Here is a 22,080-nt window from a genome sequence, read left to right on the forward strand (position 1 = left end):
GAACGGATTGCGATAGGATAATATACGACAAGGATCACGATTTTAAAATCGGAACAGTGACTTTGTTGTTGGTACAATTTTTGTCTGCGCAACATCTTCTCTGTATCTAACTGTTTCCCTTTGTTCCCGTAACTTGCCCTGACAGGGAGGGTTAAGCAAGTTACGGACATGCTGTAACCGCTGGGAACTCATAGAATAAGGTTCTTTTTTACTTATGACATATGCACTGGAAATAACGCAGCTGACTAAAACCTATGCAGGTGGCGTTCAGGCTCTGCGTGGCATTGATCTGCACGTAGAGGCAGGCGATTTTTATGCGCTGCTTGGACCTAATGGGGCGGGTAAATCCACCACCATCGGCATTATCAGCTCATTGGTGAACAAAACCTCTGGCAAGGTGACGGTCTTTGGTTACGACATTGACCAAGATATCGTAAATGCCAAACGCCAACTCGGGCTGGTACCACAAGAATTCAACTTTAACCCGTTTGAAACAGTATTACAGATTGTGATTACTCAGGCGGGTTATTACGGCGTCACGCGGCGAGAAGCCATGCAGCGAGCTGAAAAATATCTCAGCCAATTAGATTTATGGAGTAAACGTGATGAGCGCGCGATTCGTCTCTCCGGCGGCATGAAGCGCCGCTTGATGATTGCCCGCGCGCTGATGCATGAGCCAAAATTGCTGATTCTGGATGAGCCGACCGCAGGGGTAGACATTGAGTTGCGTCGCTCTATGTGGGGGTTCCTTAAAGAGCTAAATGCGCAGGGAACCACCATCATTCTGACGACTCACTATCTGGAAGAGGCTGAAATGCTGTGCCGTAATATCGGCATTATTCAGAATGGCGAGCTGGTGGAAAATACCACCATGAAACAGCTACTTGGCAAACTTGAGTCAGAAACCTTTATTTTTGATTTGGCGATGAAAAGCCCGCTGCCGAAGCTGGAAGGGTATGGCTATCGTCTAACAGATACCTCAACGTTGGAAGTTGATGTTAAACGTGAACAAGGCTTGAATGGTCTGTTTAGCCAACTGAACGCACAGGGAATTCAGGTACAAAGTATGCGTAACAAGGCTAACCGCCTGGAAGAGTTATTTGTCACCTTGGTTAACGGCAACGGGGGAGAAAAAGCATGACCCGCCTGTATTGGGTAGCACTGCAGAGTATTTGGATCAAAGAGATCACCCGTTTTGCTCGCATCTGGATCCAAACGCTGGTGCCGCCGGTGATTACTATGTCGCTCTATTTCGTTATTTTCGGCAACCTGATTGGTTCCCGAATTGGTGATATGGGGGGCTTTGATTATATGCAGTTTATTGTTCCTGGTCTGATAATGATGGCGGTGATAACAAACTCCTATGCCAACGTCGCAGCCTCATTTTTTGGCGCAAAATTCCAGCGCAGCATTGAAGAATTGCTGGTCGCACCGGTTCCCACTCATATCGTGATTGTGGGTTATGTTGGTGGTGGGGTGGCGCGTGGGATTTGTGTCGGTATCCTGGTGACCATTGTTTCGCTGTTCTTTGTGCCGCTGCATGTCCACTCCTGGTCAATGATTGCACTGACATTAATGCTGACGGCGATTCTGTTTTCGCTTGGCGGATTGTTGAATGCCGTGTTCGCCAAAACATTTGATGATATCAGTCTGGTGCCGACCTTTGTGTTAACACCTCTGACGTATCTGGGCGGAGTATTTTACTCATTAGCCTTGCTGCCACCGTTCTGGCAAGCGGTATCAAAACTGAACCCTATCGTGTACATGATCAGTGGTTTCCGTTACGGATTCCTCGGAATTACTGATGTACCACTGGTGTATACCATTGGCGTCTTGGTGGTGTTTATCGCGGTATTTTATGCCTGGGCTTGGTATTTGATCGAGCGTGGTCGCGGCCTACGCACCTAATCCCCTGCGGCCTTGGCGTTACAGCGGTGTTGGCTGCGTCCACTTACCCGAATCACTTACTAATGTAAGCTCATCGGGATGCGTTGACTTGCCGCCTGGCTGTAACGCCAATGACTTTGGGGATATCCTTCGGCCTTGGCGCTACAGCGGTGTTGGCTACTTCATCTCTGTAACGCCAATGACTTTGGGCCGAACTTTAGGTATTACTGGTAAATCATTAGTTAGTTAATTGTTGTTAATGCTGGAATTTAATCGTAATAAATAATGTTCCCGTCTAATATCGTCTTTCTCAACTTCAAGTGTCTCGTGCTATGCTGGCGCACCAGATTTTACCTTTTCAATTCAGCGCCGAATGCGCATAAGTAGAACGATAATGTGGCATAAAAACAGAATAGCTATTGGGATGCTACTCGGTATTGTCATGTCGGTAGTGATGCCGGCAACCCACGCAGATCTCCTGCCAGATGAGGTAGCCCTCACTCCTAAATATATGGTGACAGATCGTGACAGCGAAATATATTCGCTGGTAGGTGAGCAAGTCATTCCTGTCGGTGAGGTTAAAGAAGATCAGCTTATTCAGGTTTTGCCCGCAGCGGCAGAATACTATGAGTTTAAATTTGGTAACGGTATCGGCTTTATTGATAAAGACGATTTACGTGATATCAATAAGGCGCGAAAAAACAACGATATATTGGGGGATTTAAATAAGCCTCTACCAAACCAAAACATTATTATTAAGCGCGAAACGCCGGTTTATCTGGCGGCAGATGTCGACAGCGAACAATTTGCTACCTTGGTCGAAAATTTGCGCTACCCGATTGTGGGTAAGTTGAAAGACAGGCTCAGTAATACCTGGTATCAGGTTAATATTGGCGATCGTTTGGGCTATGTCAGCAGTGTTGATGCTGAAATAGATAACGGCATTCCTATCCTGACTTATCACCATATGTTGAAAAATGAGGAAAATAAACGTTTCCTGAACACATCAACGACAACCTCTGATGCCGCGTTTAGTAACCAGATGACCTATCTCAAGCAGACAGGCTATGACACGATTTCTCTCTATCAGCTTGAAGGTTATCTCAATAACAAGATTAATCTGCCAGGGAAAGTCGTGGTGCTGACATTTGATGATGGTCTTAAATCAGTCCATCGCTATGCTTACCCGATTCTAAAAGAAAATGGTTTTCGGGCTACCGCTTTTATTATTTCATCACGTATAAAACGTCACCCACAGAAATGGAATCCTGACTCATTACAGTTTATGAGTATTGCTGAATTGAAAGAGATTCAGGATGTATTTGATATTCAATCTCATACGCACTTTTTGCACCGGACGGACAATAAACGTAATCCAATCTTATTGAGCCGTTCTTATCACAATATTGTTTTTGATTTTGAGCACTCACGCCGCGCATTATCGCAGTTTAATCCGCACGTGGTTTTTTTGTCATATCCGTTCGGTGGTTTTAATCAAACGGCGATTGATGCTGCTAAAAATGCCGGTTTCCATTTGGCGGTAACGACGATGCAGGGCAAGGTTAAACCCGGTGATAATCCGTATACCCTCAAACGGCTTTATATTCTGCGCACGGATTCAATTCCGACTATGGCCGAGCGTATTGCCAATGAACCCGGCCAGCCAGCTGCCCCTGCCCCTGCGGTGATGGAGTCGGATTAACAACCCGATGGTATGAAGAGGGTATGAAAGATGGTGCTCTGGTAAGGCACCATTTTTTATCTTGAAAGATCAAGAATACAGATGAGAAAACGTGGCTAACCTGAGCCTTCAGTAAGAAGGATATTACCCAAAGTAATTGGAGTCGCAGGTAGGCAGCAAGTAAACGCATCCCGATGAGCTGACTGAAGTCAGTGATTCGGGTGACAAATCGGTCAGGAACCGATTTGAACGCTGCTTGCAGCGGCCTCGCAGAGGCGAGGCCCATGGACGGGCCGAGTAACGAACGTAGCTAACACCCCTGCGGCTTCAAGTACAAAGGGTAATTAAGCGACCTGAACGGGGACGGCTTTAGCCTTGCGTTGCAGCTGATTCTCACCTTCAAAATACGCCACTTTAGGGTGGTGCAGGCGGGCATCAGCATCAGACATCTGGACATAAGAACAGATGATCAATTTATCACCCACACAGGCACAGCGTGCAGCCGCACCATTCACCGAGATAATCCGCGAACCGCGTTCAGCGGCAATAGCATAAGTTGAAAAACGCTGACCATTATCAACGTTATAAATATCAATGGCTTCGTATTCCAAAATCCCAGCGGCTTCCAGAAAATCCTGATCAATCGCGCAGGAACCTTCATAGTGCAAATCAGCTTGAGTGACTTTCACCCGGTGCAGTTTGCCTTGCAACATAGTGCGTATCATAACTCTTACCTTTGACCCCGGTTATTGCCCAGAATAAGTCTGGCACCCCATCCCATCATCGACCGATTTAGGGAGAAGTGCCCAGTTTTGCTGATTTTATATCGCTTGTCTATGGCTGACTTTATATGCTCGTTTCGCCATAATTTGCTATTTTAAATTAACTATGCAAATCAACCTGTTGATTATCAATCAGGCGTGCTTTACCCAGCCAGGCAGCCATGAGAATGACCGCCTGTTTGCTGTCAACCGTCAGCGGCTGCAAGGTCTGAGCATCGCGGATAAACAGTTCATCTGGGGTAAAGCCAGCATTACGCAATTGCTCTGCGGTGTCAGCCAGTAAATCATCAATCTGCCGTTCGCCCAAGGCGAGTTTCTCAGCCAACGTCTGCATTATCTTATAAAGCTGTGGTGCGATTTTACGTTCTTCAGCGCTCAGATAGCCGTTGCGAGAGCTGAGTGCCAGGCCATCTTTGGCTCGCACAATGGGCACGCCGACAATATTGATGTCATAGCCCATATCCGCCACCATTTTGCGGATCAGCGCCAGTTGTTGGTAATCTTTTTCGCCAAAACAGGCTACATCCGGTTGAACCAGATTGAACAACTTGCTGACGATAGTCGATACGCCACGGAAATGGCCGGGGCGGCTGGCACCTTCCAAAATAGTCGATAGGGCAGGGACGTCAACATAGGTCTGACTTTCTAAGCCTGCCGGGTAAACATCAGCCGCTGCAGGTGCAAACACTAAATCTACACCACGGCGGGTGAGCTTCTCGCAATCTTCCTGCAACGTGCGCGGGTAGCGGGCTAAATCATCTGGGCGTTCGAATTGTAGCGGGTTGACAAAAATACTCACGACAACAACATCGGCGCGAGTTTTGGCATCTTCCACCAATGTCATATGCCCTTCATGCAGGTTGCCCATTGTGGGTACCAGTGCGACTCGCTTACCCTCTTGACGCCAACGGCGGATTTGCTGGCGCAGCAGTGGCAGGGTTTCAATAATCAGCATTCTTTTCTCCGTATACCCGTCATCTTTCAAACTGCAGGTGTGTTAGCTGCTCTCATCACCTGAATCACTGACTTGTGTCAGCTCATCGGGATGATTTCGCTTGCCGCCTTCCTGCATCTTGAAATCTATTGGGTATAAATGGGATGTAATAGCAGTGTATTATCAACAAAACTTATTGAAAAGTATGTTCTTCAGCGGGATAAGCTCCGCTCTCAACCTCTTGAATATACAGCTTAATGGCAGCACGAATATCGCCCGCACTTTGCGCCAGGAAGTTTTTGCTGAATTTCGGTGTATGACCCCCGGTGATGCCCAAGGCATCATGCATGACCAGAATCTGCCCATCGGTAACATTTCCCGCGCCAATACCAATCACCGGGATAGCTAATGCTTCAGTGACGCGCTGTGCCAGCTCCACCGGGACACATTCCAGTACCAGCAATTGCGCACCAGCATTTTCAAGCGCCAGAGCATCTTTCAACAGTTGGTTAGCTGCCACTTCTTCGCGGCCCTGTACTTTGTAGCCGCCGAAAATATTGACTGATTGTGGCGTTAACCCCAAATGCCCACATACCGGCACTGCGCGTTCTGCCAGCATACTGACGGTATCGCACAACCAACTGCCCCCTTCCAATTTGACCATATTGGCTCCGGCACGCATCAACTCGGCAGCATTAGCAAATGTTTGCTCAGGTGTGGCGTAACTCATAAACGGCATATCTGCCAATAACAGACAATGAGGCGCACCACGGCGTACTGCTCGGGTGTGATAAGCCACATCCGCAGTTGTGACCGGTAGGGTAGAGTCGAAGCCTTGTAATGTCATACCGAGCGAATCACCCACCAGCAAAACCTCAATTCCCTGTTCGGCAAAGAGCTGAGCAAAGCTGGCATCATAGGCAGTCAGTGTGGCGAACTTACGCTTTTCGAGTTTCCATTGACGCAAGTGGCTCATGGTGGTGGCTTTCATCACTCTTTCTCCTGAGACGGTAGGTTAAAATGGCGGGATATCAGATAGGTATATAGCGTGTTGGATTGTGGGTCAGTTACCAGGGCACCAGGCCATTTTTATCCACGAGCTTAAGGCGGTCTGACAGCAATTCGCCATCGGGGAAAATAAGGTCAGGGGCGATATCAGCCAGGGGGTAGAGCATGAACTCCCGCTCTTTCAGGCCATAATGTGGCACGATCAGACGATCGGTTTTTATCACCTGATTGCCATACAGCATAATATCGAGATCCAGAGTCCGTGGCCCCCAACGCTGTTCTTTCCTGACGCGCCCCTGGTTGCGCTCAATAGCTTGGGTGCTATCCAACAGTTGTTCTGGAGGAAGGGCGGTATCTAACGCCACGACCGCATTAAGAAAATCCGGCTGATCCTGTGGCCCTAACGGCTTAGTGCGATAAAACGGCGAACAGGCCACCAACCGGGTGCGCGGCAGATGCTCCAGCGCTTCCAGTGCGGTTTTGACCTGTTGTAGTGGCATGGACTGATTACTGCCTAGCGCAATATAGACCCGGATCATAGTGCGTATTATGCCCCTTCTTTACGTGGTGCTGGCTTACGTGGGCGGCGAGGACGAGAGCGTCGCGGTGCCGGATCAGCCCCTAAAGTATTTAGCATATTTTTCTGTTGCAGCGGCGTTGCTTCCTGGAATTCTCCCCACCACTGCGCCAGGCGCTGTAGTTCATGGTTGTTTTCCACTTCTGCCCGCAATACGAGTAAATCGTAAGCCGCGCGGAACTTTGGATGCTCCATCAGCTTGTGCGCACGTTTACCCTGACGGCGTGACAGCCGCAATTGCAGCAGCCAGATATCCCGCACCAATGAGGTAATGCGTTTTGGAATGGCCAGTGAACGGCACTCTTCATCCAGCACATCATTCATTGCCAGTGCGAAAGCATCGTAATAGGCCAGGCCGCTTTCTTGTGTCAGCTTCTGCGCATGTTCGATAAGCGGATACCAAAGCATAGCGGCAAATAGGAATGCCGGGTTGACGCGCTTATCATTATGCAAACGATGGTCGGTATTTTTCAGCACCTGAACCAGAATACGTTCCATCGCTGAATCATGATGTTCGGTAAAATTACGGGCAATCAGCGGGAATAACGGCTGGAAAAGCTGATATTCACACAGTTTTAAATAGGTTTTATAGCCGTAGCCCGATTGCAGCAGTTTGAGTGATTCTTCAAACAGACGAGCGGGTGGGATCTCGCGCAGTAGTGAGGCCAGACGCGGGATCGGCTCTGCCGTTTCCGGGCTGATCGTCATATCCAGCTTGGCGGCAAAACGAACAGCGCGCAGCATCCGCACCGGATCTTCACGATAGCGCGTTTCGGGATCGCCAATCAGGCGGATAATCCCTTCTTTCAGATCACGTAAGCCGCCGGTGTAATCGCGCAGTGCAAAATCAGAAATGCCGTAATAGAGGCTATTAATGGTGAAATCGCGGCGTTGGGCGTCATCTTCAATCGTACCGAATATGTTGTCACGCAGCAGCATGCCATTTTGTGCCTGCTGAGAAGAATTTTTGTCACCGTCTTCTGCTTGTTGCTGTTCGTGGTGACCACGGAAAGTCGCGACTTCAATAATTTCCGGGCCGAACATCACATGGGCCAGACGGAAACGGCGACCCACCAGGCGGCAGTTGCGGAATAGTTTTCGCACTTGCTCAGGTGTGGCGCTGGTGGTGATATCAAAATCTTTCGGTTTTTTGCCCAGTAACAGGTCGCGGACACCGCCGCCGACCAAATAGGCTTCATAGCCGGATTTATTCAGGCGATAGAGAACCTTCAGCGCATTATCGCTGATATCTTTACGAGAAATATTGTGCTGATCTCGCGGAATAATCGTCATCGCACTTTGTTGTGAAGAACGCTGCTGTGAAGCAGACACCGCATGATTCTTGCGGCCAGTATTCGTTCTGGCAGGCCTTTTTTCTTTGCGGGCCACGTTATCTTCACCGGGCACTCTATCTTTACTGGCACTGCTATCACGAGCCGCATCATCACGGACAGCTTTGTTATCGCGAGCTGATTTATCATCGCGAATCAGTACCTTACGGCAGAAATTGGCTACTCGGGTAAAAATGGTACACCTCGATAGTGGCTAATAAATTACAGAACAACAGAAAAACAGCGGCTAATCATAGCTCACCGTGGTTCCTTTGAGAATGCCGTTGTGTTTTCAGTGGTGGTTATCGCCCCTTGAAGTGGGATAGCTGCCAATGTCCAATTTTCGACTGCAAAACGTAATAATAACGGCAAATCAAGATCTTGCCAGCATTCCGGCAGTGGTTGATGCAAAAACTTCAGTGCTTCAACCAAAATCGGGCGCGGATCGCCATTCGGTAGCGGCGGCGCATGATTTTGCTTAGAGAGCTTATTACCATCATGGTTTAGTGCCAGTGGCAAGTGCAAATAGCTGGGTACCGGCTGCTGTAACTGCTGATAGAGGGCTATTTGGCGCACAGTTGGCTCGATTAAATCGGCTCCGCGCACAATCTCGGTCACCCCTTGAAAGGCATCATCAACCACTACTGCCAGATTATAGGCAAATAAACCATCTCGACGGCGAATAATAAAATCTTCTTCTGCCAGTGCAGGTTCCGCATGCAACTCACCGAGTAATTTATCATAAAAGGTATAGACCGGATGAGTCTGGCGCAGACGAATGGCCGCACCTACGGCGGGTAAATGACGATCGCGGCAATGGCTGTCGTATAAGCCGCCGATCTGCTGAATTCGGCTGCGAGTACAGGTGCAGTAATAGCTCAACCCTTGTTGCTTCAGCCAGTCTAAGGTGGCGCGATAGGCTTCGTGGCGCTGAGATTGGTAAATCACCGAGCCATCCCAGTGCAGGCCGTAGTGGTCTAGTGCAGCCAAAATACGGGCCGCAGCACCAGGAATTTCACGGGGGGGATCAATATCTTCAATGCGAACCAGCCAGCGCCCACCTTCAGCGCGAGCTTGTAGATAACTGCCCAACGCTGCAATCAGTGAACCGAAATGCAAATCACCAGACGGAGACGGCGCAAAACGCCCTACATAGCCTGACTGTCGAGTATTGATATTTTCGGACATAAAAGGGAAAGGGAGATCCAGCGTGATAAATACGGTGCCGGAGGTGGCTCTGGCACCGTGTCACATCCTTCGTACTTGGCGCTGTAGGGGTGTTAGCTACCTATAGCGCCAACTTCTTTGGATATACCGATTATTGCTGCGTTAGCCTGCCATCTGCTTTTCGCGGATTTCAGCCAAAGTTTTACAGTCAATACATAAATCTGCTGTTGGCCGTGCTTCCAGACGGCGAATGCCGATTTCTACGCCACAAGACTCGCAGAAACCAAAATCGTCATCCTCGACTTTTTTCAGCGTCTTCTCGATCTTTTTGATCAGTTTACGCTCGCGGTCGCGGTTACGAAGCTCAAGACTAAACTCTTCTTCCTGCGCGGCGCGGTCAACCGGATCCGGGAAATTAGCAGCTTCGTCTTGCATGTGCGATACAGTACGGTCCACTTCATCCCTGAGCTGGTTGCGCCATGCTTCAAGAATAAGCTTGAAATGCGCCAATTGGGCGGCATTCATATACTCTTCGCCTGGCTTCTCTTGGTATGGTTCTACCCCAGCGATGGCGAGAATGCTCAAGGACGAGGTTTTACGTTTTTGCCCTTCTTGCATGATGCTTCTCCTACATTCATACGCACTATCGAAATCCCCAAGACGGGGAAAAATCAGGCCGCTATAAATAACAGAAGGAAGGTAGGTTGGCAATTATTCCTGTCGCCTGCTTGACAATGGTGTGAAGGAAGGCGTATTTGGCGAGCAACTTTACTCCATAATCGCTGCTTTATTCGGCGTTATGGATTGGGTGTTTCGTCCAGTAATAACGGTAGGCGAGCATCCAGCACGATACCGTCAGGCGATAGTTGAAAACCGTAGCAAATAACCTCCACTCCTGCTTGCTGAGCCTGGGCCAGCAATTCTGCATAGCGATTGTCAATGTGTCGGGCAGCGGCAACTTGCCTGATACCCGTATGCAATACGGCAAAAAAAAGTACCGCCCGGTGACCGTTGGCAACCATGCTTTGTAACTCCCTGAGATGCTTTTGACCCCGCAGGGTGACGGCATCCGGAAAATACCCACACTGTTGCTGTAATAAGGTAACCGACTTGACTTCAATATAGCAGTTAGACCTATTTTCTGCCTGTAATAACAAGTCTATACGGCTGTTCTCATCTCCATATTTAATCTCCCTTTTGACAGAAGTGTAACCAGATAATTCAATTATCTGGTTATTATCTATCGCTACACTCGCTAACTCATTGGCACGTAATGTATTTACGCATATCCAGTCACCGGTTTGGGTTTGAGTCAGCTCCCAACTATGGGGATACTTTCTTTTGGGGTTATCCGAAGTCGAATACCAAACTGTATCTCCTGGCGTGGCACAACCGGTCATTGCCCCAGTATTAGCGCAATGAATGGTCAGCACTTCTCCAGCGGGCGTCACAATATCAGCTAAAAAGCGTTTATACCGCTTAATAAGTGTGGCTGGCTGTAACCTTGGGTTAAAAGATAACAATTTTGTATCAAGCGGCATTCAATTTCCTTTTATTCACTGTCAGCCAGCGGCCAGCTTTGCACCATGTTATAGCGGGTACGGCCACGCGCATATACCGATTCATATAACGAAAAATGGTCCACCCGAAAGCTTTCGTTGGTGGTTTTAGCCGGTATGGCGACGGGGCGAATAGCGCCGCGGAATAAGGAGACATGAGGGTGAAATGGCAGCGGCGTTTGGTAACAGCCGCTGCGTGCCGCTTGGGAGCGCAGTAATTGAGCCAACTGTAACAGCCCGCGCGGTGGATTTTTGCACCCGAGCCATACCACACCGGAACCGGGCCAATGGCCGATATCATCCAGTGTCACATTAAAACCTGACTGACTTATGCGCCCGGCTTGTTGCTGCAAGACCTGTGCTTTGGCATGACTGACCTCGCCGAGAAACGCCAGCGTCAGGTGAAGATTAGCCGCAGCAATAAGGCGGCCAGTTTCTGGCGGAAAGTTATCGGCTCGCCATGACACAATGCGCTGTTGCAGGGCATCAGGCAGTGCCAGGGCAAAGAACAGTCGTTTATTAACAATAGTTTTATCAACAGCATTAATCATTAGGTTGGCATAATCACTCGGCTAAATACGCTATACGGTCATGATGTTACAATGGCTGACGATGAAAGTAGAGAGTATGGGGAAGAATGTGGTGAGTCAGAGAGAAAATAATGCGCAGATGGGCACTTTACCGGTAGGTGAAGTGCTCAGTGAGATTTTGTCTGCGTTGCGAACCTCACCGCAAGTTTTGCTCCATGCCCCCACCGGGGCCGGTAAATCGACGTGGCTACCGCTGCAAATTCTACAATATAGCGGATTATCAGGCCGGATTATTATGTTGGAACCCCGCCGGCTGGCGGCGAAAAATGTGGCTTACCGTTTGGCTCAACAATTGGGAGAGCAGCCGGGCCAAACTGTGGGCTATCGGATGCGAGCCGAAAGCAAAAGCGGGCCGGACACCCGCCTTGAGGTGGTAACCGAAGGTATTTTAACCCGCATGCTCCAGCAAGATGCCGAGTTGACCAGCGTGTCTTTGGTTATCCTCGATGAGTTTCATGAGCGCAGTTTGCAGGCAGATTTGGCACTGGCGCTATTGCTGGATGTGCAGCAAGGGCTGCGTGATGATCTCAAACTGCTGATTATGTCCGCAACGCTGGATAACCAACGCCTTTCTACACTGCTGCCATCAGCCCCTGCGATTGTTTCAGCGGGGCGCAGCTTTCCTGTCGAGCGCAGCTATCAGCCCTTGTCTAGCCACGAACGGCTGGAGGACGGGGTTGCCAATCGCGTTAAACGATTATTGAACGAGCAATCTGGCTCTTTGCTGCTATTTTTACCCGGTGTTGGCGAAATTCATCGTGTTATGGAACGGTTGCAAGGCGATGTCGCCACAGACACCGACCTTTGCCCACTGTATGGTGCTTTACCACTCACGGAGCAGCAGAAAGCCATTCAACCGGCTCCTGTTGGGCGGCGAAAAGTGGTGCTGGCGACCAATATTGCTGAAACCAGCCTGACGATTGAAGGTATTCGGCTGGTGGTCGATAGTGGGTTGGAACGGGTTGCGCGCTTTGATGTCAAAAACGGCCTAACCCGATTAGTGACTCAGCGTATTAGTCAGGCCTCCATGGTGCAGCGCGCTGGGCGTGCCGGGCGACTGGAACCGGGGATCTGTTGGCATCTGTTTGCTAAAGAACAGGGCGAGCGGGCGGCGGAATATAGCGAACCAGAAATTCTTAACAGTGATTTATGCAGTTTGTGGCTGGAATTGCTGAATTGGGGATGCCAGGACGCGGCACAGCTCAGTTGGCTGGATCAGCCCCCACAAACGGCACTGGCCGTTGCTCAAGATTTACTGCACCGTTTGGGGGCTATCGACTCGCAGGGGCAGCTTACCGCTACCGGGCGCAGTATGGCGAACTTGGGTTGTGAACCACGACTGGCCGCTATGTTGTGTTTTGCCGCCGGGCAAAGTCCAGACGCCTTGGCTACGGCGGCGCTGTTAGCCGCGATTCTGGAAGAACCGCCGCGTTCTGGGCAAATTGATTTACATGACTGGCTTAGCCGCCCGCAGCCGCATTGGCAGCGGCGGGCGAAGCAACTGGTACAAAGAATTAATGCTCGGGTAGGTGTTGTGGACGGTGATTTGGCGGGTCAGTTGTTGGCGCTGGCTTATCCGGATCGCATCGCGCAACAACGTGGGCAAGATGGCCGCTATCTGTTGGCTAACGGTATGGGGGCCGCCATGGCGCAAGACGAGGCGTTATCACGTGCGCCTTGGTTAGTGGCTGCCAGCTTGTTGCAAAGCAACAGCGGGCCGGATGCGCGTATTTTACTGGCGCTGCCGATTGAGGTTGAACAGTTGGCGAAACAGTTACCCCATTTAGTGGAAGAGCAAACCGCGGTCGAATGGGATGACGAAAAGGGTACATTACGCACCTGGCGGCGCTGGCAAATGGGGCGATTGACCCTGCGAGCACAACCCTTAGCGAAACCGAGTGATGAAGCATTGCAATTCGCGTTGTTAAACTGGGTTCGTGAGCAAGGGTTGCAGATCCTCAATTGGGATGAAAATGCCGAACAGCTACGTACCCGCTTACAATGCGCCAGCCGCTGGTTACCCGAAGAGCAATGGCCGGCGGTAGATGACGACAATTTACTGGATAAACTTGAGCTGTGGCTACAGCCGTCGTTGTCCGGCGTGCGGGATTTACGCGGGCTGCGGCAAGTGAACATCACGGAAGCATTGACTCGTTTGTTGAGCTGGCAGTTACGTCAACGGCTGGATACTGAGCTGCCAACTCATTACACTGTGCCGACCGGTAGCCGTCTGCCAATTCGTTATTATGTTGATCGGCCACCGGTGTTGGCGGTGCGTTTACAGGAGGTTTTTGGCGAGCAACACAGTCCTATGTTGGCAAGTGGGCGGGTTGCCGTGGTGCTTGAGTTACTTTCACCCGCGCATCGCCCATTACAGATTACCGGCGATCTGGCCGCTTTCTGGCAGGGAGCGTATCGCGAGGTACAAAAAGAGATGAAAGGGCGCTACCCCAAACATGTCTGGCCGGATGATCCCGCGAATACCCGGCCAACACGCAGAACTAAGAAGTATCAGGATAACTAAGCACACTCGGCCAGGAGCCAATAATTTCAGATGTTTCCCCTTTCTATTCGATGAATTGGGGAACACATTAAGCCGCAATAATCGCCAATGCGCGTGGAGAAAAAGACATGTCTGCGGATGACCGCGAGCCGATAGGGCGCAAAGGCAAGAAAGCCCGACCCAAAGCCACACCGAAACGACCATTGCGCCGGCGGCGTGATGAAGATGAATATGAAGAAGACTATTTAGATGACGAAGACCACGACGATGATGACTATGATGATGACGAGGAAGAACCGATGCCAAGAAAGGTAGCATCACGTCCGCCCCGCAAAAAACGCCGTTGGCTTGGGTTATTTATCAAACTGTTCCTGGTAGGTGCCGTGGTATTGGCAATCTATGGGGTTTACCTGGATTCGCAAATCCGCAGCCGAATTGATGGCAAGGTTTGGCAATTACCTGCTGCTGTCTATGGCCGCATGGTGAGCCTTGAGCCGGGGATGTCCTACAGCAAAAAAGAGATGATCGATTTGCTGGAAGGGATGCAATATCGTCAGGTTACTCGAATGACTCGCCCAGGCGAGTTTACCGTGCAGGGTGACAGCATTGATATCTTGCGCCGCCCGTTTGATTTCCCAGACGCGAAAGAAGGCCAAATTCGTGCGCGTTTGGTGTTTAAAAATGATCAATTGGCCCAGATCCAAAATCTGGATAGCCAGCGCGATTTCGGCTTCCTGCGTCTTGATCCTAAATTGATCACCATGCTGCAATCACCAAATGGTGAGCAGCGCCTGTTTGTACCGCGTGCCGGTTTCCCTGATTTGCTGGTCGATACCTTGCTGGCGACAGAAGATCGCCATTTCTATGAGCATGATGGTATTAGCCCGTATTCCATTGGCCGTGCGGTGGTTGCCAACCTGACCGCCGGTAAGGCCGTTCAGGGGGGGAGTACGTTAACGCAGCAGTTGGTCAAAAACCTATTTCTGACCAATGAACGTTCACTGTGGCGTAAGCTCAACGAAGCCTATATGGCGTTGTTGGTGGATTACCGTTACAGCAAAGACCGGATTCTGGAACTGTATCTGAACGAAGTCTATCTCGGCCAAAGTGGCAGTGATCAGATCCGCGGTTTCCCCTTGGCGAGCCTGTACTACTTTGGTCGCCCGGTGAATGAATTGAGTCTCGATCAGCAAGCCATGCTGGTGGGGATGGTAAAAGGAGCATCGCTGTATAACCCGTGGCGGAATCCGACTCTGGCCCTCGAACGCCGTAATCTGGTGCTGCGCCTGTTACAGAACCAGGGGGTGATTGATGCCGAGTTGTACACCATGCTCAGCGCCCGTCCATTAGGTGTGCAGCCGAAAGGGGGAGTAATCACCCCGCAACCGGCCTTTATGCAGATGGTGCGTCAGGAGTTACAGCAGAAACTGGGCGACAAGATCAATGATTTGTCCGGTGTGAAAATCTTCACCACGCTAGATCCGGTTTCACAAGATGCAGCAGAAAAAGCCATCGAAGATGGGATCCCGGCATTGAAAGCGGCCCGTCATTTGGATGATTTGGAAGCGGCGATGGTGATTGTTGACCGCTTCAGTGGTGAAGTTCGTGCCATGGTGGGCGGCGCGCAGCCGCAATTTGCTGGCTTTAACCGCGCAATGCAAGCTCGCCGTTTGGTGGGTTCACTCGCCAAGCCACCGACCTATCTGACTGCATTGAGTGAACCGGATAAATACCGCCTCAATACCTGGCTGTCGGACCAACCGCTGTCGATCAAATTACCCAACGGTTCATCATGGCAACCGAAAAACTATGATCGCCAGTTCCGTGGTCAGGTGATGTTGGTCGATGCCTTAGCTAACTCGCTAAACGTGCCGACGGTTAATCTGGGGATGTCAGTCGGTCTGGATCAGATAAGTGTCATGTTGCAACGTTTGGGCATTCCGAAAGACGTTATTCATCCAGTTCCGGCGATGTTGCTGGGGGCGATTGACCTGACGCCGGTTGAAGTCGCACAGGAATATCAGACTATCGCCAGCGGCGGGAATCGTGCGCCGTTATCTGCTGTGCGCTCGGTCATCGCCGAAGATGGCACTGTGTTGTATCAGAGCTTCCCGCAGGCGGAACGCATGGTTCCGGCACAGGCCGCTTATCTGACGCTGTACGCTATGCAACAAGGGGTAGCTCGTGGAACATCTCGTTCATTGTCAGTGAAATTCTCTAAATACAATCTGGCAGCCAAAACCGGTACCACCAACGACCTGCGAGATAGCTGGTTTGCGGGTATTGATGGCAAAGAAGTGGCGATTGCCTGGGTGGGGCGCGATAATAATGGCCCAGCCAAATTGACCGGTGCTAATGGTGCACTGACCTTGTATCGCCGCTATCTTGAGAATCAAACTCCATTACCGCTGGTATTGCAGCCACCGGAAGGGATTAGCCAGATGAATATTGATTCGGCGGGGAATTTTGTCTGCGGTGATGGGGGCGGTATGCGCTCAATCCCGGTCTGGACAGAGAATCCACAAGGGCTGTGCCAGGCTGCTCAGCCTGCGGAACAAGCCAAACCTGATGGCGATGGTGTCGCGGGTTGGATCAAAGATATGTTCGGCCAATAAAGCCCAAACAATTGGCACGGTTACTGTTATCGTGCCAATTGTTCATTTCTCTTCACTTTCACCCTTCGTACCTATCTTCTGCATTTCATCTGGGTCAATCGGCTGGCATTGCACTTGCAGTTCATCGTCGGTTACGCATAAACTATTCGCTTTGATAATTATTATCGTTTCGATTCACCTTCTCGTTATTTATCGATAACGTTCGGGTTGCAATAACAACAATACCCGTTAACTTTTTCAATCGCAGGACACCATCTTGGACCAACAGGCAAGCCAATCCAGCGTATTCTCACTTCACGAGCTGAGCTTTTCGGTTCCTGGCCGAACCTTATTGCAACCTTTGTCACTGACATTTCCACAAGGGAAGGTTTGTGGGCTGATTGGTCATAATGGTTCCGGTAAATCGACGCTTTTAAAAATGCTGGGTCGCCATCAACCTCCCTCCAGTGGCAAGGTGTTGCTCAATGATGTGCCATTATCCCTGTGGGACAACAAAGCCTTTGCCCGCGAAGTCGCTTACTTGCCGCAGCAATTACCGGCAGCTGAAGGGATGACCGTGCGCGAGCTGGTCGCGATTGGCCGTTACCCATGGCATGGCGCGCTGGGGCGTTTTCGTCAGGCAGACCGCGAACAGGTGGAAGAAGCGATAGCGCTGGTGGATTTAAAACCACTGGCGAATCGGTTGGTCGACAGCTTATCCGGCGGCGAACGCCAACGCGCCTGGCTGGCGATGATGGTGGCGCAAAATAGCCGATGCCTGTTGCTAGACGAGCCGACCTCGGCACTCGATATCGCGCATCAGGTTGAGGTGCTGGGGCTGATTCAACGGCTTAGTCGCGAGCGCGGCCTGACAGTTATTGCGGTATTACACGATATCAATATGGCGGCCCGCTATTGCGACCATTTGGTGGCGTTACGTGGTGGCGAGATGATCGCGCAAGGCCCTGCTGACAGCCTGATGCAAGGTGCTGTTCTGGAGCAGATTTACGGTATTCCTATGGGAATATTGCCTCATCCGGCCGGTGGTGCGCCGGTAAGTTTCGTGTATTAATGAAAATGCATTTATCCATGAAACACGCTCATCTGACGCCGCCAGACCTTACCCGTCGCAGATTGCTCACTGCGCTGGGTTTATCGCCATTATTGTATTCATTACCCGGATGGGCAGTGAACCCCCCTAAGATTGATAGCCGCAGGGTGGTTGCTCTGGAATGGTTGCCTGTTGAGTTACTGCTGGCCTTGGGCGTAACTCCGTATGGTGTGGCAGATACTCATAATTACCGTTTATGGGTTGAGGAACCTGAATTACCCGCCAGTGTCATTGATATCGGGCAGCGCACAGAACCTAATCTGGAATTGCTACAGCAAATGGCTCCATCACTGATTCTGATGTCTGAAGGTTTCGGCCCTTCACCGGAAAAACTCGATCCGATCGCCCCTTCAATGAGCTTTGCTTTCAGCCAACAGGGTAGCACTCCCCTTGCTGTCGGTAAAAATTCATTGCGCGCACTAGGCCAGCGTCTTGGATTAGAGGCCGCTGCCGAACAACATCTCAATGATTTTAATCAATTTATGCAAGCTGCCCGGCAACGTCTTTTTGATACCAGCAACACATCATTACTGATGTTTTCTCTATTGGACACTCGCCATGCATTGGTCATCGGCCAAGGCAGCTTGTTTCAGGATGTATTAAACGAATTGAATATTAAAAATGCCTGGCAGGGCGAGACTAATATTTGGGGCAGTGCAGTGGTGGGAATTGAACGTTTAGCGACAGTAAAACCAGGGCGAGCAATGTGCTTTGTCCATGGTAATAGTGAAATGTTACAACGAGTTGCCAGTACACCATTATGGCAATCCATGTCATTCGTGCGTCAAAATCAATTACAAATACTGCCTGCGGTGTGGTTCTATGGCGCGACATTATCCGCCATGCGATTTGTGCGGTTATTAGAATCGGCATGGGGTCAACCCTCATGATGGCAAAGATCCTACGTAAAAGTTGGTTTCTGCCAGCCAGCTTACTGAGCTTACTGCTGATTTTTGCCGTGGCGTTGACGTTATACAATTTTAGTCAGGTATTACCAGCCCCGCTCTGGGGGGCCGCGCTATGGCAGCCTGACAGCGATGACGTGCGCCAAATGTTATTCCATTACAGCCAACTTCCTCGGCTGACGGTGGCATTGTTAACCGGTGCTGGATTGGGGCTGGTGGGGGTTTTGTTCCAGCAAGTCTTGCGGAACCCACTGGCTGAACCAGCCACATTGGGTGTGGCTGCGGGAGCCCAGCTTGGCCTGACTATCGCGACGTTATGGATGCTACCCGGCGGTGAACTAACCCACCAGTTGGCAGCGATGGCCGGTGGCATCCTTATTGGTGTGTTGGTATTCGGTGTGGCCTGGGGTAAACGCATGTCGCCGGTCACCCTGATACTGGCGGGGCTGGTACTTGGTCTTTACTGTAGCGCGGTCAGTAATCTGCTGGCGCTATTTAATTATGACCAACTGCAAGGTTTGTTCCTGTGGAGTAGCGGTGCTCTGAATCAACAAGATTGGAGCACGGTACAGTTTTTACTGCCTCGCTTGCTGATAACCGGTGTCTTGGCTGCTTTATTGATTCGCCCATTAACCTTGCTCGGGTTGGATGATGGTGTCGCTCGTAATCTGGGGCTAGGGCTATCACTGGCTCGATTGTGTGCTTTGGGGCTGGCAATCCTGTTCAGCGCAATGTTGGTCAATGCTGTTGGGGTGATTGGCTTTATCGGCTTGTTTGCCCCATTGTTGGCAAAAATTCTCGGTGCTCGCCGCTTATCGCAACGCCTGATATTGGCACCTGTATTAGGTGCTTTATTGTTGTGGGTAACGGATCAAGGGCTAATCTGGTTGGCACAGGTTTGGCAAGAAATTCCCACAGGGGCGGCAACCGCGCTGATTGGTGCACCACTACTACTATGGTTGTTGCCCCGCTTACACAGTGCGACGGCACCCAGCATGGATTTTGGCGATAACGTTCCTGCTGAACGGCAACATTTGGGCTTATGGATCAGTGGTGGTTTACTGATCCTACTCGCTGGATTGGCCGTGGCACTGATGTTTGGTCGTGATAGCTACGGTTGGAATTGGATTGCCGGTGATGACATTCAGGCATTATTACACTGGCGTTGGCCACGGGTATTAGCGGCATTGGCCGCCGGTATGATGCTGGCGGTCGCGGGAACATTAATTCAAAAACTGACGGGTAACCCGATGGCTAGCCCCGAAGTGCTGGGGATAAGCTCTGGTGCATGTTTTGGTGTGGTGATCATGATGTTTATCGTGCCAGATAATGCGTTGGCATGGTTATTACCCGCAGGAAGTTTAGGCGCGGCCGCGACTTTATTATTAATTCTGATTGTGGCTGGGCGGGGCGGGTTCTCCCCTGGGAGAATGCTCTTGGCCGGGATTGCGCTGAGCACCGCTTTTACTACGGTAATCACCATGCTACTCGCCAGTGGCGACCCACGAATGCGCGGCTTGCTAGCATGGATTTCAGGCTCTACTTATTCTGTTGATGGCCCGCAAGCACTTGGTACAGGTGTTATTGCTTTGGTTCTAATTGCATTAACACCGCTGTGCCGCCGTTGGTTAATGATTTTGCCATTGGGTAGTGTGACGGCAAGAGCATTAGGTGTGGCGCTGGCACCCAGCAGATTAGCCATATTGCTATTGGCTGCGATCATGACGGCGGCAGCTACATTAACGGTTGGGCCATTAAGTTTTGTTGGACTGATGGCACCTCATATGGCCCGCATGTTGGGCTTCCGCCGTGCCATTCCACAGCTATTTATTGCGGCTATCTTGGGGGGATTATTAATGGTATTCGCCGATTGGTGCGGCCGGATGTTGTTGTTCCCTAATCAGATTCCTGCGGGTTTATTGGCGACATTCATTGGCGCACCCTATTTTGTTTATTTATTGCGTAAACAGGGGCGGTAACCAGATTTTATTAATACCATCTCCCAGCATAGGGAGATGGCTAATATATTGATATTAAAGCTTAGCGAAGCACCGACGAGCAGCATCAACTGTTTTCTGGATATCGTCTTTACTGTGTGCCACTGACATAAAGCCAGCTTCAAAGGCTGAAGGTGCCAAATAAACACCTTCTTCCAACATTAAATGGAAGAAACGTTTGAAGCGCTCGACGTCGCAATGCATCACATCTTGATAGCAAGTCACAGTTGGGGCATCAGTAAAGAATAAGCCGAACATGCCGCCAACGTGGTTAACCACCAGTGGGATATTTTCTTCTTTAGCTGCATCTAGCAAGCCATCTGCCAGTAAATCAGTCAATTCAGTCAGCGTTTCATGAATACCCACCTGCGCAACTTCAGTCAGACAGGCAAAACCGGCAGCCATGGCAATTGGGTTACCAGACAGGGTTCCTGCTTGATAGACCGGGCCAGTTGGTGCCAGAGCATCCATCACATCGCGACGGCCACCAAAGGCACCCACTGGCATACCACCACCAATTATTTTACCCAGACAGGTCAGGTCAGGAATCACATTGTAGTAATCCTGCGCACCCGCTAATGCGACACGAAAACCGGTCATCACTTCATCAATAATTAACAGTGCACCGAATTCGTCACACAATGCGCGCAGACCCGGCAGGAACTCTGGCAATGGTGGCACGCAGTTCATGTTACCGGCGACAGGCTCGACAATAATACAGGCGATATCAGATGGATACTGTTCAAAGGCTTCACGTACAGAAACTAAATCGTTATAAGTGCAAGTCAGGGTATGCTTGGCAAAATCAGCAGGCACTCCTGGTGAGTTAGGTTGACCCAGTGTCAGAGCGCCTGAACCGGCTTTAACTAGCAGACAGTCTGCATGGCCATGATAGCAGCCTTCAAATTTGATGATCTTATCGCGGCCAGTGAAGCCTCGGGCCAGACGAATGGCACTCATCGTTGCTTCAGTTCCTGAATTGACCATTCGCACCATGTCCATGGTTGGGACTAAATTGGTGACCAACTCGGCCATTTTGACTTCCATCTCTGTCGGCGCACCAAAGCTCAGACCTCGCTCCACGGCTTCAATCACCGCCTGACGAATTGCCGGATGATTGTGCCCCAAGACCATTGGCCCCCAAGAGCCAACATAATCTATATAGGCTTTACCATCTACATCAAACAGATAAGCGCCATCGGCACGTTCGATGAATAATGGAATTCCCCCTACACCAGTGAATGCACGTACCGGAGAGTTAACCCCGCCTGGGATCAACTGTTTAGCCTGGGCATACAGACTTTCGGATTTACTCATAAACTGGCTCCTGAATTTGGCGACATTAACCTTGGTATTAGCCTTGGTTATAACAATGCTGCTTATTCTAAAGGACTGGCAGCGGTTATCAAATGATTGGGCATATTTTGCGTATAGCTTGCGCGATGTGCCGCAAA

Annotated in this window: 18 protein-coding genes; 8 read left to right on the forward strand and 10 right to left on the reverse strand. The window is 50.4% G+C overall.

Going from position 1 to position 22,080, the window contains the following annotated elements; genetic code table 11:
• Nucleotides 1–214 precede the first annotated feature (214 nt).
• From HU019_RS10150 to HU019_RS10160, 3 genes are all read left to right on the forward strand, one after another.
• Nucleotides 215–1,141 carry an ABC transporter ATP-binding protein gene (locus HU019_RS10150; protein ID WP_174848699.1) on the forward strand — a complete coding sequence of 309 codons (927 nt, stop codon included), beginning with the start codon at nt 215–217 and terminating at the stop codon, nt 1,139–1,141.
• Nucleotides 1,138–1,908, forward strand: coding sequence for an ABC transporter permease (locus tag HU019_RS10155; RefSeq protein WP_050075929.1), 771 nt, complete (start codon nt 1,138–1,140; stop codon nt 1,906–1,908). The genes HU019_RS10150 and HU019_RS10155 overlap by 4 nt, the downstream gene beginning before the upstream one ends.
• 373 nt (nt 1,909–2,281) lie before the next feature.
• A complete protein-coding gene (locus HU019_RS10160; protein ID WP_174848697.1) occupies nt 2,282–3,589 on the forward strand; it encodes a polysaccharide deacetylase family protein in 1,308 nt (435 codons plus the stop codon).
• 323 nt (nt 3,590–3,912) lie between these two features.
• Here HU019_RS10160 and panD read toward each other — a convergent pair whose 3' ends face one another.
• From panD to thpR, 9 genes are all read right to left on the reverse strand, one after another.
• A complete protein-coding gene (gene panD, locus HU019_RS10165) occupies nt 3,913–4,293 on the reverse strand; it encodes an aspartate 1-decarboxylase (RefSeq protein WP_005156780.1) in 381 nt (126 codons plus the stop codon).
• 157 nt (nt 4,294–4,450) lie between these two features.
• The gene (panC, locus tag HU019_RS10170) at nt 4,451–5,305 is read right to left on the reverse strand and encodes a pantoate--beta-alanine ligase (protein WP_174848695.1); all 855 of its coding nucleotides are present in this window, start codon (nt 5,303–5,305) and stop codon (nt 4,451–4,453) included.
• Between the two features lie 172 nt (nt 5,306–5,477).
• Nucleotides 5,478–6,275 carry a 3-methyl-2-oxobutanoate hydroxymethyltransferase gene (gene panB, locus HU019_RS10175; RefSeq protein ID WP_174848761.1) on the reverse strand — a complete coding sequence of 266 codons (798 nt, stop codon included), beginning with the start codon at nt 6,273–6,275 and terminating at the stop codon, nt 5,478–5,480.
• A gap of 76 nt (nt 6,276–6,351) precedes the next feature.
• On the reverse strand, nt 6,352–6,831 hold the full coding sequence (folK, locus tag HU019_RS10180) for a 2-amino-4-hydroxy-6-hydroxymethyldihydropteridine diphosphokinase (protein WP_174848693.1): 480 nt from the start codon (nt 6,829–6,831) through the stop codon (nt 6,352–6,354).
• 8 nt (nt 6,832–6,839) lie between these two features.
• A complete protein-coding gene (gene pcnB, locus HU019_RS10185; RefSeq protein ID WP_174848759.1) occupies nt 6,840–8,396 on the reverse strand; it encodes a polynucleotide adenylyltransferase PcnB in 1,557 nt (518 codons plus the stop codon).
• 62 nt (nt 8,397–8,458) lie between these two features.
• Nucleotides 8,459–9,388, reverse strand: a complete 930-nt coding sequence (gene gluQRS / locus HU019_RS10190; protein ID WP_174848691.1) for a tRNA glutamyl-Q(34) synthetase GluQRS — start codon at nt 9,386–9,388, stop codon at nt 8,459–8,461.
• A gap of 141 nt (nt 9,389–9,529) precedes the next feature.
• A complete protein-coding gene (gene dksA, locus HU019_RS10195) occupies nt 9,530–9,985 on the reverse strand; it encodes an RNA polymerase-binding protein DksA (protein WP_005156764.1) in 456 nt (151 codons plus the stop codon).
• 179 nt (nt 9,986–10,164) lie between these two features.
• On the reverse strand, nt 10,165–10,908 hold the full coding sequence (gene sfsA, locus HU019_RS10200; protein WP_174848689.1) for a DNA/RNA nuclease SfsA: 744 nt from the start codon (nt 10,906–10,908) through the stop codon (nt 10,165–10,167).
• 11 nt (nt 10,909–10,919) lie between these two features.
• Nucleotides 10,920–11,477 carry an RNA 2',3'-cyclic phosphodiesterase gene (gene thpR, locus HU019_RS10205; protein ID WP_174848688.1) on the reverse strand — a complete coding sequence of 186 codons (558 nt, stop codon included), beginning with the start codon at nt 11,475–11,477 and terminating at the stop codon, nt 10,920–10,922.
• A gap of 43 nt (nt 11,478–11,520) precedes the next feature.
• On the opposite strand from thpR, the gene hrpB reads away from it, so the two are divergent.
• From hrpB to fhuB, 5 genes are all read left to right on the forward strand, one after another.
• Nucleotides 11,521–14,040 carry an ATP-dependent helicase HrpB gene (gene hrpB, locus HU019_RS10210; RefSeq protein ID WP_174848757.1) on the forward strand — a complete coding sequence of 840 codons (2,520 nt, stop codon included), beginning with the start codon at nt 11,521–11,523 and terminating at the stop codon, nt 14,038–14,040.
• Between the two features lie 107 nt (nt 14,041–14,147).
• Nucleotides 14,148–16,634, forward strand: a complete 2,487-nt coding sequence (gene mrcB, locus HU019_RS10215) for a bifunctional glycosyl transferase/transpeptidase (protein WP_174848687.1) — start codon at nt 14,148–14,150, stop codon at nt 16,632–16,634.
• Between the two features lie 256 nt (nt 16,635–16,890).
• Entirely contained in the window at nt 16,891–17,685 is a 795-nt protein-coding gene (gene fhuC / locus HU019_RS10220; RefSeq protein WP_174848686.1) for a Fe3+-hydroxamate ABC transporter ATP-binding protein FhuC, read from the forward strand.
• Nucleotides 17,685–18,614 (forward strand): Fe(3+)-hydroxamate ABC transporter substrate-binding protein FhuD, encoded by a 930-nt coding sequence (fhuD, locus tag HU019_RS10225; protein ID WP_174848685.1) that lies wholly within the window; start codon nt 17,685–17,687, stop codon nt 18,612–18,614. Before fhuC ends, fhuD begins: the two co-directional genes overlap by 1 nt.
• Nucleotides 18,611–20,608: a Fe(3+)-hydroxamate ABC transporter permease FhuB gene (fhuB, locus tag HU019_RS10230; protein WP_174848684.1), complete on the forward strand. Its 1,998-nt coding sequence runs from the start codon at nt 18,611–18,613 to the stop codon at nt 20,606–20,608. The genes fhuD and fhuB overlap by 4 nt, the downstream gene beginning before the upstream one ends.
• Nucleotides 20,609–20,662: 54 nt before the next feature.
• Here the strand turns inward: fhuB and hemL are convergent, their stop codons facing one another.
• A complete protein-coding gene (gene hemL, locus HU019_RS10235) occupies nt 20,663–21,943 on the reverse strand; it encodes a glutamate-1-semialdehyde 2,1-aminomutase (RefSeq protein WP_174848683.1) in 1,281 nt (426 codons plus the stop codon).
• Nucleotides 21,944–22,080: the final 137 nt, after the last annotated feature.

This window comes from Yersinia artesiana (genome assembly GCF_902726545.1).
GTDB lineage: Bacteria > Pseudomonadota > Gammaproteobacteria > Enterobacterales > Enterobacteriaceae > Yersinia > Yersinia artesiana.